This is a genomic window from Allorhizocola rhizosphaerae (assembly GCF_003426775.1).
In the GTDB taxonomy this organism is placed as follows: domain Bacteria; phylum Actinomycetota; class Actinomycetes; order Mycobacteriales; family Micromonosporaceae; genus Allorhizocola; species Allorhizocola rhizosphaerae.
Genome location: NZ_QJUG01000225.1, coordinates 1 through 13,488, shown reverse-complemented (window position 1 = coordinate 13,488; position 13,488 = coordinate 1). Strand labels below are relative to the sequence as shown.

13 protein-coding genes are annotated in these 13,488 nt (G+C 67.7%); 9 read left to right on the top strand and 4 right to left on the bottom strand.

What is annotated here, in order from left to right:
- Both DM816_RS33820 and DM816_RS33815 read right to left on the bottom strand, forming a co-directional pair.
- Positions 1–773, bottom strand: a 773-nt coding sequence (locus DM816_RS33820) for a biosynthetic peptidoglycan transglycosylase (RefSeq protein ID WP_162908104.1), incomplete at its 3' end; no start/stop codon positions are given.
- A 5-nt stretch (positions 774–778) separates the two neighbouring features.
- Complete coding sequence (locus DM816_RS33815; RefSeq protein ID WP_117214537.1) at positions 779–1,195, bottom strand: DUF5318 family protein; 417 nt, start codon at positions 1,193–1,195, stop codon at positions 779–781.
- 145 nt (positions 1,196–1,340) lie between these two features.
- Here DM816_RS33815 and DM816_RS33810 point away from each other — a divergent pair, with 145 nt between their 5' ends.
- The 7 genes from DM816_RS33810 (at position 1,341) to DM816_RS33780 (ending at position 7,611) form a co-directional block, all read left to right on the top strand.
- Positions 1,341–1,898, top strand: a complete 558-nt coding sequence (locus DM816_RS33810; protein WP_117214536.1) for a helix-turn-helix transcriptional regulator — start codon at positions 1,341–1,343, stop codon at positions 1,896–1,898.
- Positions 1,899–1,911: 13 nt separating this feature from the next.
- Positions 1,912–2,991, top strand: a complete 1,080-nt coding sequence (locus tag DM816_RS33805; RefSeq protein WP_117214535.1) for an inositol-3-phosphate synthase — start codon at positions 1,912–1,914, stop codon at positions 2,989–2,991.
- A 73-nt stretch (positions 2,992–3,064) separates the two neighbouring features.
- Entirely contained in the window at positions 3,065–3,532 is a 468-nt protein-coding gene (locus DM816_RS33800) for a DUF6584 family protein (protein ID WP_162908103.1), read from the top strand.
- Positions 3,533–3,647: 115 nt separating this feature from the next.
- Positions 3,648–4,085: a DUF6584 family protein gene (locus DM816_RS33795; RefSeq protein WP_162908102.1), complete on the top strand. Its 438-nt coding sequence runs from the start codon at positions 3,648–3,650 to the stop codon at positions 4,083–4,085.
- 43 nt (positions 4,086–4,128) lie between these two features.
- Complete coding sequence (locus DM816_RS33790; RefSeq protein ID WP_117214532.1) at positions 4,129–4,623, top strand: NfeD family protein; 495 nt, start codon at positions 4,129–4,131, stop codon at positions 4,621–4,623.
- A gap of 5 nt (positions 4,624–4,628) precedes the next feature.
- A complete protein-coding gene (locus DM816_RS33785; protein WP_246002511.1) occupies positions 4,629–6,215 on the top strand; it encodes a flotillin family protein in 1,587 nt (528 codons plus the stop codon).
- Positions 6,216–6,285: 70 nt separating this feature from the next.
- On the top strand, positions 6,286–7,611 hold the full coding sequence (locus DM816_RS33780; protein WP_162908101.1) for an MFS transporter: 1,326 nt from the start codon (positions 6,286–6,288) through the stop codon (positions 7,609–7,611).
- Between the two features lie 80 nt (positions 7,612–7,691).
- Here the strand turns inward: DM816_RS33780 and DM816_RS33775 are convergent, their stop codons facing one another.
- On the bottom strand, positions 7,692–9,125 hold the full coding sequence (locus tag DM816_RS33775; RefSeq protein ID WP_117214530.1) for a CCA tRNA nucleotidyltransferase: 1,434 nt from the start codon (positions 9,123–9,125) through the stop codon (positions 7,692–7,694).
- Positions 9,126–9,192: 67 nt separating this feature from the next.
- On the opposite strand from DM816_RS33775, the gene murJ reads away from it, so the two are divergent.
- Positions 9,193–10,884, top strand: coding sequence for a murein biosynthesis integral membrane protein MurJ (gene murJ / locus DM816_RS33770; RefSeq protein ID WP_117214529.1), 1,692 nt, complete (start codon positions 9,193–9,195; stop codon positions 10,882–10,884).
- Positions 10,885–11,165: 281 nt separating this feature from the next.
- Here murJ and DM816_RS33765 read toward each other — a convergent pair whose 3' ends face one another.
- Entirely contained in the window at positions 11,166–12,695 is a 1,530-nt protein-coding gene (locus tag DM816_RS33765; RefSeq protein WP_117214528.1) for a helicase HerA-like domain-containing protein, read from the bottom strand.
- 141 nt (positions 12,696–12,836) lie between these two features.
- Between DM816_RS33765 and DM816_RS33760 the strand changes: the two genes are divergently transcribed.
- On the top strand, positions 12,837–13,488 hold a 652-nt coding region (locus DM816_RS33760; RefSeq protein WP_162908100.1), incomplete at its 3' end, for a protein kinase family protein.

Sequence of the window (13,488 nt, the reverse complement as noted above, 5' to 3'; positions counted from 1 at the left end):
GCCTGCCGCGCGTACTGCTGGGTGATCGTCGAGGCGCCCTGCGTCTCGCCACCGGTCAGGTTGTTCCACGCGGCACGCGCGATGCCCCACAGGTCCACCCCGTGGTGGTTGTAGAAGTTCTTGTCCTCACCCGCGATCAGCGCGTCCCTGATCTTCTTGTCCAGCTGGGACATCGCGATCTCGCTGCGGTGCTCGGAACCCAGCTTGGCGATCTGCTGGCCGTTGTGGGTGAAGACCTCGGTGCTGTTCTTGAGCGTGAGCGCACTGGGCCGCGGCACGGTGTCGTAGAGGTAGCTGCCGCCGATCAGGCCGCCACCGGTGAGGAGGATGAACACGCCGATGCCGGCGATCACCAGCTTCTGCCAGCGGGCGGTGCGCCGCTTCTTGCTCGTGCCCTTCTTCGCCGGACGCTCGCCGCGACCATCGCCACGGCCTTCGCCCGCGACGTCGGGCAGTGCGGCGGGGCGCACGGAGGCACGACCCGCGGTCGGCGACGGAACGCTCGCCCGACCCGACGGCGCGCCCGACACACTGGCGCGGCCCGAGGCTACCGGCACGCTCGCCCGGCCTGAGGCCGGTGACGTGGGCGCGGGTGTTGGTGAGGGCGACGGCGAGTAGTAGCCCTGGTCGTAACCTGCGCCGTGGTCGTAGCCCGAGCCGTAGCCGGGACCGGCATCGGAGTCTGGGTATCCGCCGTTGTCCGGCTGAGGCGCCTGGTACTGGTACCGATAAGGCTCATAATCATCGGCGTGGGGGTCGCCGTACGAACTCATGTGGTTCACACCGTTCCGGTCGGGGCTGTCTTTTCGGACGTGGAGCTGCGGCGCTGGCCGGAAGATCGCTCGTAAAGATACTGCTCGACGAGATGATTCCAGTCGCAGCGTCGGCACACCTCGACCACGAACACCTGGAACTCCCCGAACGTATCGGCCAGCACCGCCAGCTCTGCGCGCCTGCGCGCCTGGCCAGCCGAGTGCTTTAGCTGATCACCATAGATGTAGTGCACGTGCATGACGAACTCGCGCCTGCAGATCGGGCAGCGCTGCTCGGTGGTCTCGCCGTGAAATCGGGCCGCGCTCTTGAGGTAGGGCGAGGCGTCGCACACCTCCTGCCGGTCGACCCGTCCGGCGTAAAACTCGCGCAGCAAAGCCCGTCGCTGCAGGGAATAGTCGACGGTCCGCCGTTGCGCGCACATGGATTGCAGGGTAACCGCTCCGGCTCAAGACTGCGACCACGCTCACGCTCTGTATGCGGCCGATCCATTGCGCAACACTCGAGCGGCGTTCTAACCTAGCGATGTATCGGTCCGATACATCGGCCCGACCCATCGGAGGTGACTCATGCTTGACCTGGCGATCCTCGGCCTGCTGCACGAGTCCCCGATGCACGGCTATGAGCTGCGCAAACAGCTCGCCGTGAAGCTCGGTGCGATCAAGGCCGCGATCAGCTACGGCTCGCTTTACCCGACGCTGCGCCGGCTCCAAACCGCCGGCTGGATCACCGAGGCGGGGGAGACCCCGGCCGACGACGCCGCGGTGCCGCCGCTGACCAGCCGCCGCGGCCGGGTGGTGTACAAAATCACCGCAGAGGGCAAGGAACGCTTCCAAGATCTGCTGGACCGGGTCGGACCCGAGGCCTACGAGGACTCGGCGTTCGGGGTCCACTTCGCCTTCTTCGCCCGCACAGCGGTCGACGTGCGGCTGCGCATCCTCGAGGGTCGCCGCCGCAAGATCGAGGAGCGGCGTGAGGGCTTCCGCGAGGTGCTCGCGCGGGCCGCCGAGCGGCTCGATGCCTACACTCTCGAGCTGCAAAAACACGGTCTTGAGGCCGCCGACCGCGAGGTGCGCTGGCTCGAGGAACTGATCGCCAACGAGCGTAAAAACAACAAGGAAGGTTAGGGAGGCACAAGCGATGGGATCCGTCCGTGTCGCCATTGTCGGCGTAGGAAACTGTGCGTCGTCGCTTATCCAGGGCGTCCACTACTACCGCGACGCCGACCCGTCGCAGCGTGTGCCGGGCCTGATGCACGTCGACTTCGGCGGTTACCACGTCCGCGACGTGGAGTTCGTCGCGGCCTTCGACGTCGACGCCAAGAAGGTCGGGCGGGATCTCGCCGAGGCGATCGTGGCGAGCGAAAACAACACCATCAAGCTGTGCGACGTGCCGCCGCTGGGCGTGACCGTGCAGCGCGGGCCGACCCTGGACGGCATCGGGCAGTACTACGCCGAGATCATCGAGGAGTCCGACGAGGTACCGGCTGATGTCGTCAAGGTTCTTAAAGACGCCCAGGTCGATGTTGTCGTCTCCTATCTACCGGTCGGCTCGGACCAGGCCGACAAGTTCTACGCTCAGGCGGCCATCGACGCGGGCTGCGCGTTCGTCAACGCGCTGCCGGTGTTCATCGCCTCCGACCCCGAGTGGGCCCGCAAGTTCGAGGACGCGGGCCTGCCGATCGTCGGCGACGACATCAAGAGCCAGGTCGGGGCGACCATCGTGCACCGCACGCTGGCCAAGCTGTTCGAGGACCGCGGCGTCGAGCTGATGCGCACCTACCAGCTGAACTTCGGCGGCAACATGGACTTCATGAACATGCTGGAGCGCAGCCGGCTCGTCTCGAAGAAGATCTCGAAGACCCAGTCGGTGACCTCGCAGATCCCGCATGAGGTGGGCAAGGGCGATGTCCACATCGGACCGTCCGACCACGTGCCATGGCTCGACGATCGCAAGTGGGCCTACATCCGCCTGGAGGGGCGCGCGTTCGGCGATGTGCCGCTCAACGCCGAGCTGAAGCTCGAAGTGTGGGATTCGCCCAACTCCGCCGGTGTGATTATCGACGCAATCCGCGCGGCGAAGATCGGTCTCGACCGCAAGATCGGCGGCCCGCTACTGTCCGCATCCAGTTACTTCATGAAATCGCCGCCTGTGCAGTACTCCGACCATGACGCCCACGAGGCCGTCGAGGCCTTCATGAAGGGCGACGTGGATCGCTGAGGGGTGACCTCAGCATTACTGATCGCTACCTGTGCCCTGGATCTGATCAATGGATCCAGGGCATAGTGTGTCCATGGCGAAGTCGAACCTCATGGACCGGGTGGCGAATGACCTGGCAAAAGGTCACACACACCCGGCTAAACAGCGGTTACATAGTTTGATCGCGGCACATCCCACCGATCTGGATCTGCGCCGTCAGCTCGCTGAGGTGTATAGACAGACCGGTGACCTGGTCGAGGCCGGCCGTTGGTCCTATCTGGACGAGGCTGCCGACCCGGTCGAGATCCTCGCCTTCGAGCGTGCCTATCCGTCCCCCGCCGGCCGCCGCGCGGCGCTGCGCTGGCCGGCAAACGCCCTGCCGCCAACCGATTTCGTGCGCCGCCGACTCGCGGAGCTGCCTCCACCCAGGACCATCGCCGCGCAGGCCCAGCGGATGCGCCTGTCGATCCGGCTCAACTGGATGCGCCTGTCCGCCGCGGCCGTCCTGTGTGGACTGGCGGCCATCGGGCTCTACGCCGTTGTGGAGCAGTTGGTCCGTTAAGAATCGTGCCAAATGATGGGTTTACTTCCGCTCATTCCTCCCTGAGGATCGTCACGTGGCGAAAGCGGACGTATTAGCCCGCGTGCGCGCCGATCTGGCGGCCGGGCATACCCATATGGCGATTCAGAGACTGCGTACGCTGCTGGCCACGCTCTCCGATGATGTCGAAGTGCGATCGTTGCTGGCGGCCGTCTACCGGCAGACGGGCAACCCCGTCGAGGCCGGGCGGTGGGGCTTTCTCACCGCCGACGTGCGCGCCAGCGAGCTCACCGCGTTCGCCAAGGCCAATCCTGACCCGTGGCAGCGGCTGCGACTGCTGCAGTTCAACGGCGATCCGACCGGCCTGCCCGAGGAGGCGACCGAACGGCTCGTCCAACTGGCCGACGAGGCACAACAATCCGGGCCACCGACCCAGTGGGTGGGCACCTATCGAGCACCCACCAAGACCCGAAGCGCAACCTGGCCGTGCCTGTTCACGGCCGTCGTTTTGGTCATGGTGACCGCGCTGGCCGGGATCGGCGTGCTGCGCATCATCGCCTGGCTTGTGGACTGAGGTTCAGCGCTCCTGCCTTGCGTGGGGCCAGTACGTTGTCGGCGTGAGCCTGGCTACCACAATCTTCCTCGTCATCGGCGCCGTCGGCGTGCTCATCGCACTGCTGGCGGTCTTCGGGGGTACCTTCTTCGACTTCGGCGACGGCCTGTTCTCCGTCGAGGCCGCGGCCGGCTTCGCCGGTGGTCTCGGCTTCGGCGCGGCCGCGGTGCACGAGCTGATCGGCGACGAGATCGGCCCGTACGGCTCACTCGGCGTCGGCGTCATCATCGCCGTCCCGGTCTCGTTCCTGGCCACCCGGCTGGTGGCACGCATGCAGGACATGCCGACCGACGCCACGCCGACGGCCGGGGATCTCGTTGGCACCAAAGGAGTCGTGGTGACACCGATCCCGGCCGGCGGGTACGGCGAGGTCCGGGTGCGCATCGGTGGCCAGCCGATGAAGCTCTACGCCCGGGCGGGCAAGCCCATCGCGCTCGGCGCCTCGGTGGTCGTCACCCAGGCGCTCAGCGAAACCAACGTCCTAGTCATGGAGGAATAAAGAAGTTGGAACCCCTCATCATCGCGGGGGCGGGGGGCGCGCTCATCGTCCTGCTCCTGATCCTGTTCGTGGTGTCGCGGATCAAGGTCGCCGGGCCCAATGAGGCCTTCATCGTCACCGGCCGCAAGGGCAAAAGCAGCACCAACGCGCAAGGTGTGCGCTCGCATGACCTGTCCGGGCAGAAGGTCGTCATGGGTGCGTCGGTGTTCGTGCTGCCGGTCGTGCAGAAGCTCCAGGTCATGGGCCTGTCCAGCCGCAGCATCCATGTGGAGATCACGGGTGCGGTCAGCAAGCAGGGCATCCGGGCCAACCTGCAGGGCGTGGCCATCGTCAAGGTCGGCGGCACCGAAGACGCGATCCGCGCCGCGGCGCAGCGGTTCCTGCACCAGCAGAACGCGATCGAAGACTTCACCCGGGAGGTGCTCGCCGGATCGCTGCGCTCGATCGTCGGCCGGCTCACCATCGAGGAGATCATCCGGGACCGGGCGGCATTCGCAAGCAACGTGGCCGAGGAGGCCGAGCACTCGATGACCAACCAGGGTCTGGTGCTCGACACGTTCCAGCTGCAAGACATCGTTGCCGAGGGCTCATATCTGGCCGACCTCGGCCGGCCCGAGGCGGCACGCGTGCTCAAAGACGCGGCCATCGCCGAGGCCCGCGCCCGCCAGCAGGCCGAGCAGGAACGGCTCCTCGCCGAGGAGGCCATCGCGGTCGCACAGCGCACGCTCGAACTGAAGAAGGCCGAGATCCAGGCCGAGATCGACGCCGCGAAGGCCAAGTCCGCTGCGGCCGGACCGCTCGCCGAGGCCGAGCGCCAGCAGGCGATCCTCTCCGAGCAGCAGAAGGTGGCCGAGCGCAACGCCGAGCTCAAGGAGCGCCAGCTCGACACCGAGGTTCGCAAGCCGGCCGACGCGGCGCGCTACAAGGTCGAGCAGGAGGCCGAGGCGTCCCGCAACGCGACCGTGCTTGAGGCCGACGCGCGGCGGCAGGCGGCCATCGCGGCCGCGCAGGCCGAGGCCGAACGGGCCCGGCTCACCGGTGAGGGCGAGCGGGCCCGGCGTGCCGCGCTTGCCGAGGCCAACGCGATCGAAGGGGCCAAGGAGGGCGAGGCCGAGCAGCGGCGCAGGACCGCCATCGCCGAGGCCATCGAGCGCGAAGGGCACGCGGAGGCGGCCGCGATACTCGCCAAAGGACAGTCCGAGGCGGAGGCGCTGCAGGCCAAGGCGCTGGCGTTCGCCCAATTCAACGAGGCGGCGGTGCTCGACCTGCTGGTCCGCGTGCTGCCGCAGGTGGTTGCGGCGGCGTCCGACCCGATGCGCGCGATCGACAAGATGACGGTGATCTCTACCGACGGCGCGAGTTCGCTGACCAAGTCGGTGGCCAGCAACGTGGCCCAGGGGCTGCAGCTGGGTACCGATCTGACCGGCATCGACCTGCCCGACCTGCTGAGCCGGCTGGCCGGCAGCCTCGGCAACGGCGCGCAGCAGGCTCAGCAGCGGCCGAGCTCGGACGTTCCGCGCCGGTCTCAGCCGCGCAAGATCACGGCTTCGCCTGAAGAAGCCAACCCGGCAGGAACACAGACTGAGAAATAGTCGTGCGTTGTTGGGGATGCGGCCATCGGTCGCATCCCCTCCGCCCGTCTCGGCGACGTAGGGTGGGTGGGTGCCACAGACCCTGATCGCGCAAGCGCCTAACTCCCGGGCAATCCTTGCGGGCTCCGGGTTTCGCAGGCTGCTTGGAGTGCGGCTCACCAGCCAGATCGCGGATGGCTGGTTTCAGGCCGGGCTCGCGGGCTCGATCCTGTTCAACCCCAATCAGCAAAACAGCCCGGTGGCCATCGCCGCCGGGTTCGCCATCCTGCTGCTGCCCTACTCGGTGATGGGGCCGTATGTGGGCGTGCTGCTCGACCGGTGGGATCGGCGTCTGTCGCTGTCTGTGGCCAACCTGCTGCGCGCGTTGATGGTGTTGCCCGCCGCCGCGCTGCTGTGGTCGGGGGCCAACGGCATCCTGTTCGCGATCAGCGCGCTCATTGTGATCGCGATCAACCGGTTCTTCCTGGCCGGGCTCTCGGCGGCGCTGCCGCGCGTGGTGGACGACGAGAAGCTGGTCCCGGCGAATGCGCTGGCCGCGACCATGGGCACGATCTGCTACTCGATCGGGCTGTTCAGCGCGGCGGCGGTGATCGCGCTCAAGCTCGTTGCGGTGGACTCGCACGGATACGGGGCGATCGCGGTGACCGCCTCGCTGGGCTACCTGGTGTCCGGCCTGCTCGCGCGGGCGCTGTTCCGGCCGGGCGCACTCGGCCCGCTGGCGCACGAGCGGCACACGGGCAAGCTCGGGCGCGCGCTCTACGAGGTGGCAAGGGGCATGATCGAGGGCGCGCGGCACCTGGCGGGCAGGCGCACCGCCGGGCGGGCGATGGCACTGCAGGCAATTTACCGATGTCTATATGGCGTGCTCACGCTCGCCACGCTCCTGCTCTACAGCCGCTACTTCGGCGGGGGGCAGGCCCAGCAGTCGCTGCGTGATCTCGGCATGGTCGTGATCGCGGGCGCGGCCGGAGCGGCGCTGGCGGCCGTGGTCACCCCGGTTGCGGTGCGGCACCTGGGGACCCACCGGTGGCTGGTCGGCCTGGTGGCCGGGGTCGGCGTCGTGGTGCTCATCTTCGGGCTGCCGTTCAACCGATTCCTTCTCCTGGTCGCCGCGTTCCTGGTCAACGTCGCATCGCAGAGCATGAAGATCATCGTGGACGCGACCATCCAGCACGAATGCGACGACATCTACCGCGGCCGGATCTTCAGCGTGAACGACACCGCGTTCAACATGGCCTTCGTGGGCGGCCTGTTCATCGCCGCGACCATGCTGCCGCCCAACGGCCGGTCGGTGGCCGGGCTGGTGTGCGTCGCGGTCGGCTTCATCCTGCTGGCGTTGTGGTTCGGTGTGCGGTCGGTGCGCCGGCCTCGGCAGCCCGCCGAGGCGAGCCTCTAGACCGGCCCGGCTACAGCCCCTGCTCGGCTGCCCAGCGGCGCAGCTCCTCGACCGCCTTGTGGGCTGAGCGGCCGACCCGGCTACAGCCCCTGCTCGGCTGCCCAGCGGCGCAGCTCCTCGACCGCCTCGTCGTGGCTGAGCGGGCCGCGCTCCAGGCGCAGCTCCTTGAGGTGCCGCCAGGCCTTGCCAACGAGCGGGCCCGGCGGGACACCGAGCAGCTCCATGATCGCGTTGCCATCGAGGTCGGGGCGAACGCGGGCCAGGTCCTCGGCGGCCTCGATCGCGGCGATGCGGCGCTCCAGCGCGTCGTAATCGGCCGCGAGCTGCGCAGCCTTGCGCTTGTTGCGGGTGGTGCAGTCGGAGCGGGTCAGCTTGTGCAGGCGCGCCAACTGATCACCGGCATCGGTCACGTAGCGGCGCACGGCCGAATCGGTCCACTCGCCCCTCCCGTACCCATAAAAACGCAGATGGAGAGCCACAAGGCTGGCGACGGCGGCGATGATTTCCTTGGGATATCTCATGGCCCGCAATCTCGCCTTGGCCATGCGCGCGCCGACGAGCTCGTGGTGGTGGAAGCTCACGCCACCGTCCGGGCCGACCGCCTTGGTGGCGGGCTTGCCGATGTCATGCAGCAGGGCGGCCAGGCGCAGCACCAGGTCAGGCCCGCCGTCGGCCGTGTCGAAGGTGGCCGCGTTGCTGACGACCTTGAGCGTGTGCTCGTAGACGTCCTTGTGCTGTGCATGCTCGTCGATCTCCAGCTTCAGCCCGACCAGTTCGGGGAGGAAATGCTGGGCAAGGCCCGTGTCGACCAGCAGGCGCAGGCCCGTCACCGGGTCGACGCCGAGCATGAGCTTGGAGAACTCGTCGCGAATCCGCTCGGCGGTGATCCGGTTGAGGTCCGCTGCCATCTCGATCATGGCGACCAGCACGGAGGGGTCCACCGTGAAGCGGAGCTGGGCGGCGAACCGGGCGGCGCGAAGCATCCGCAACGGATCGTCCCCAAAAGATGAAGACGGTGATGAGGGGGTACGGATAAGGCGCGCGGCCAGATCGTCGAGCCCGCCGAACGGGTCCTCGAATCGGTGCTCCGGCACGCTGACCGCCATCGCGTTCACCGTGAAATCGCGGCGCATCAGATCTTCGTGCAGGCTTGTGCCGTAGCGCACGTCGGGGTTGCGCGTCACCCCGTCGTAGACCTCGGCCCGATAGGTCGTGATCTCCAGGCGCAGGCCCTTTTTCTGGGCGCCGATCGTGCCGAACTCGCGGCCCGTCTCCCAGGTCGCCTCCGCCCACCCCTTGAGCACGGCAAGCGTCTGATCGGGGTGAGCATCGGTGCAGAAGTCGAGATCGTCGCCGAGCCGGCCGAGCAGCGCGTCGCGCACGGAACCGCCGACGAGGTGCAGCTGGTGCCCGGCGGCCTGAAAACGGCGGCCGAGCTCGTCGGCGATCGGGGAGACCCGCAACAGTTCTGCCACCGCGTTGCGCTGGGCGTGGCTAAGACGTGAGGAAGACATCGGGAGTCAAGGTTAGCCCTGGAGTGGGTCGGGCGTTCCGTCGGACCCAGGGACTAGTCTGCAGGGCATGGTTTCCCCCGAGCGTCCGGCTCCCGACTCGGCAGACGCGACCGTGATCCTGCCACGGGTCGATGCCGCACCTCCGCCGCGTGAGGCGGGCTCGGGCGGCGCGGCGCGCAACTCGGCGATCATGGCGGCCGGATCACTGGTCAGCCGGATCACGGGATTCCTCCGCACGGCCGTGCTCGCCGCGGCGCTCGGCGGTGGCCTGGTCGCCAACGCCTACAACACGGCCCTGGCGTTCCCAGGCATGGTCTATGAGCTGTTGCTCGGCGGCATCATGTCCAGCGTGCTCGTGCCGATGCTGGTGCGGGCGCGCAAGCAGGACGCAGACCGCGGCGAGGCCTATACTCAGCGCCTGTTGACGCTGGCCGTGGTGGTGCTCGGCATCGCCACGGTGCTCGCGGTGATCTGCGCCCCGCTGTTCGCCTATGCCTATGCCAGCGACGGCACAGCGGCAACCCGCTCGGTGATCACGGCACTGTCCTACCTCATGCTGCCGACGATCTTCTTCTACGGGCTGTCGGGCATCGTCGGCGCCATCCTCAACTCGCGCGGCAGCTTCGCCGCTCCGATGTGGACGCCAATCCTCAACAACCTGGTCGTGATCGCGCTCGGCGTCTACTACATGGTCGAGCTCGGCACCGAAGAGATCGCGCCGGAAGACGTGACGCCCGCCCAGATTCTGGTGCTGGGCGGCGGCATGCTGCTGGGCATCACGCTGCAGGCGCTGGCGTTGCTGCCGGCGCTACGCAAGGTGGGCTTCCGGTTCCGGTGGCGCACCGACTTCCGGCGCTTGCGGCTGGGGCAGCTCGGGCGCGTCGGCGCATGGATGTTCCTCTACGTCGGGGTCAACCAGCTCGCGCTGGTGCTGATGTTCAATCTGCTCAACCGGGTGGGCGACGACGAGGCGGGCACGGCGATCTACAGCTACGCATTCCTGCTGCTGATGATGGCGCACGGGATCGTGGCGGTGTCGGTGATCACGGCGGTGCTGCCGCGCATGAGCTCGGCGGCGGCCGATGGCCGGGCGGGCGACGTCGCCGACGACCTCAACCGGGGCATCCGCATGACCACGGTGCTGCTCGCGCCGATCGCGGTGGGCTACGTGGTCCTCGCCCTGCCGATCTCGATCGCGCTGTTCGAGCGGGGCGTCTTCGACCGGGTTGCCTCAGCCAACATGGCCACGGTGCTCGTGGTGGCCGGGCTGACGCTGCTGCCGATGTCGATCAGCCAGCTGTTCAACTTCACCTACTACTCGCTGCAAGACACGCGCACGCCCGCGCTGATCAACCTGCCGGTGGTGTCGCTGCGGCTGTCGGTGCAGCTGGCGTGGTTTGCGGCGTTCGCGGTGTCGGCGACGGCGGTGGGCATGATGGTCGGCAATGGACTGTCGTTCGTGTTCGCGGCGTTGTTTTCGGGCCTGCTGATCCGGCGGCGGATCGGGCGGATCGGGCTGCGGGCGATCCTTGGCACCAGTGCGCGGGTGCTGGCTGCGGCGGTTATCGCGGCCGCGGCCGGGTTTGGTGTGCTGAAGCTGCTGGGCTCCGGTGAAGAGATGACGCGGAATGAGGCGTGGCTCGCACTGATCACCGGAGGCGTGGTGATCTTCGCGGTGTACGGGGTGGCGGCGTTGGCGCTCGGCACCCGCGAGATCAAAGACGTGCTCGCGCTGGTCAGGCGCAAGATCGGCCGCTGACCCCGCGGACCGCGGTCACAGCGCGCCCGGGTTGGCCCCTTGGCCCTGCTCCGTTGACCCAGCGCTCGTGTCCGTTGACCCAGCGCTCGTGGTCGCCGTCCGCGCTGCGCAGATCCGGGCGGCGCGCCCCCGTAGTGTCCAGGCTCCCCCTGCGTGCGTTCGGCTGCGATGGCCTTGGTCGCAGACGCCCGCCTATGCGAGTTCGGCTGCCACGGCTCCCGCTGGAGATCCTCGCCGCCGAGCATGGACGTAAGTTCATGATCAACGGGAACAAGGGAGGGTTAATGCTTGCGGGTGCCGAAGAGGGAGCGGATGAGCTGGGTGCTGGCTGCGGTCAGGATGCTCTTCGTGGTGCGGGACTTGAGGATCTGTTCGGCGAGGCCGGGTTGAGGCTCGCGCTCGGGCCGGCGGGTGGAGCGCTTGGGGCCGGGTGCAGGCGACTCCGGCGAGGTGGAAGGTGGGGCAGTGGCGGCAGCGATGCGGGCGGCGAGCATTTCGTACGCGGACTCGCGGTCGACGACCTGGCTGTATTTGGGAAGAAGCGATGACGCGGCGGCCATGGCCGACATGGTGGTTTGGTCGACGGCGGCCATGAGCGACTGCGGTGCGCGCAGGCGGGTCCATGCGACCGGCGTGGGCGCGCCCTTTTCGTTGAGCACGGTGATGACGGCCTCGCCGGTGCCGAGCTGCGTCAGTACCTCATCAAGATCATATTGGGTTTTAGGGAAGGTCGATGCGGTGGCCTTCAGCGCCTTGGCGTCGTCGGGCGTATAGGCGCGCAGAGCGTGCTGGACCCGGTTGCCAAGCTGAGCGAGCACGTCTGGGTGGACATCCTTGGGCGTCTGCGTCACGAAAAACACGCCCACGCCCTTGGAGCGGATCAGGCGGACCGTTTGGGTGATGGCCTGCAGGAAGGGTTTTGAGGCGTCGCGGAACAGCAGGTGCGCCTCGTCGAAGAAGAACACGAGCTTGGGCTTGTCCGGGTCCCCGACCTCCGGCAGGGTTTCGAACAGCTCGGACAGCATCCACATCAGGAAGGAGGAGAAGAGGGCCGGCTGCTGGACGACGGAGGGGAGTTCCAGGAGAGTGACGATGCCCTTGCCGTCGGCCGTGCTGCGGAGCAGATCAGGGATTTCGAATTCGGGTTCGCCAAAGAAGGCGTCCGCGCCCGCGTCGGAGAAGGCGATCAGGTTGCGCAGCAGCACTCCCGCGGTTTGCTTGGACAGCCCGCCGATGGTGCGCAATTCCTCCTTGCCCTCGTCGGAGGTGAGGAACTGAATCACCGCGCGCAGATCCTTGAGATCGACCATAGGCAGACCTTTTTGATCCGCGTAGTGGAAGATGAGATTGAGCGAGGATGCCTGGACCTCGGACAGGTCCAGCACCTTGGACAGCAGGAGGGGGCCGAAGTCGGTGATGGAGGCGCGGACCGGGACGCCGGTGCCTTTGCCCCCGAGCGTGAGGAATTCGCATTGGTGGGCCCGCGGGGTCCAGTCCTGGCCCATTTCCCGCATGCGCGAACGGATCTTCGCATTGTCCTCGCCGGGGGCGGCCATCCCGCTCAGGTCACCCTTGATATCCGCGAGGAAGACCGGAACGCCAAGATCTGCGAGTTGCTCTGCGATCACCTGAAGGGTTTTTGTTTTTCCGGTACCGGTCGCGCCCGCAACAAGTCCGTGTCGGTTAAGCAACGAAAGGGGTATCCGGATGGGTGTCTCCGGATCGGACTTGCCGTCCGTGACCAGGGCACCAAGCTCGAGTCCCGGGCTGGAGAACGTGTAGCCGGCTCGGATCGCGTCGACGTCCACCATGGCATGAACCCCTCATTGTGGTGAATTGCCTGATATGTGTGAAGCGTAGGCGAAGCTGGATGAGTTCTCGCGAATTCGCGCGGGACGGGTAAGGTCTCTTACGGCGCATTCGACTAGTCGTTGGGCAGGTGAGGGGGACAGGTGACACACGTCGGACCGTCGCCTTTTCTTTCCTCCGGCGACGTCCTCGCCGATCGCTACCGGCTCGACCGGCACATCAACGACGACAGTGCGGGCCGACAGGTCTGGCGCGGCGTCGACGTCGTGCTGCAGCGCCCGGTGGCCATCGTGCTTCGCCACCCGGGTGGCGTGCCCGCCGAGGAGATGCTGCAGGCCGCGGTCACCGCGAGCCGGGTGAGCCACCCCAACCTGATAGGCGTCTACGACGCGATCGACCAGGACACGCACGCGTTCGTCGTTCGCGAGTGGATAGACGGCGGCGCCATGCGCGACCTCGTCGCGGAGGAGGGCCCGCTCGACCCCGAGCGCAGCACATACATCCTGCACGCCGTGGCTTCGGCCGTGGCGGCGCTGCACGAGAGCGGCATGGCCCACGGCAACATCCACCCCGGCACGGTCCTGATCGCGGGCGACGGCCGGGTGGTCGTGGCCGACGCGCGGGTCGACCCCACCACGTCGCTTGAGCGCGACATCCGATCGGTGGGGGCGTGCGGATACTTCATGCTCACCGGTCATTGGCCGCGCGAGGTGCGCGAGGCCGGGCGCACGGCGCTGCCCGACGCCCGCCGCGACGACTCGGGCGCGCTGGTCGCCCCGCGCAAGGTGCGCGCCG

Bases quoted from the DNA above. Each gene is read 5' to 3' on its own strand.
- DM816_RS33815 (WP_117214537.1), bottom strand. From the start codon at position 1,195: ATGTGCGCGCAACGGCGGACCGTCGACTATTCCCTGCAGCGACGGGCT.
- DM816_RS33810 (WP_117214536.1), top strand. From the start codon at position 1,341: ATGCTTGACCTGGCGATCCTCGGCCTGCTGCACGAGTCCCCGATGCAC.
- DM816_RS33805 (WP_117214535.1), top strand. From the start codon at position 1,912: ATGGGATCCGTCCGTGTCGCCATTGTCGGCGTAGGAAACTGTGCGTCG.
- DM816_RS33800 (WP_162908103.1), top strand. From the start codon at position 3,065: ATGGCGAAGTCGAACCTCATGGACCGGGTGGCGAATGACCTGGCAAAA.
- DM816_RS33795 (WP_162908102.1), top strand. From the start codon at position 3,648: ATGGCGATTCAGAGACTGCGTACGCTGCTGGCCACGCTCTCCGATGAT.
- DM816_RS33775 (WP_117214530.1), bottom strand. From the start codon at position 9,125: ATGTCTTCCTCACGTCTTAGCCACGCCCAGCGCAACGCGGTGGCAGAA.
- murJ (WP_117214529.1), top strand. From the start codon at position 9,193: ATGGTTTCCCCCGAGCGTCCGGCTCCCGACTCGGCAGACGCGACCGTG.
- DM816_RS33765 (WP_117214528.1), bottom strand. From the start codon at position 12,695: ATGGTGGACGTCGACGCGATCCGAGCCGGCTACACGTTCTCCAGCCCG.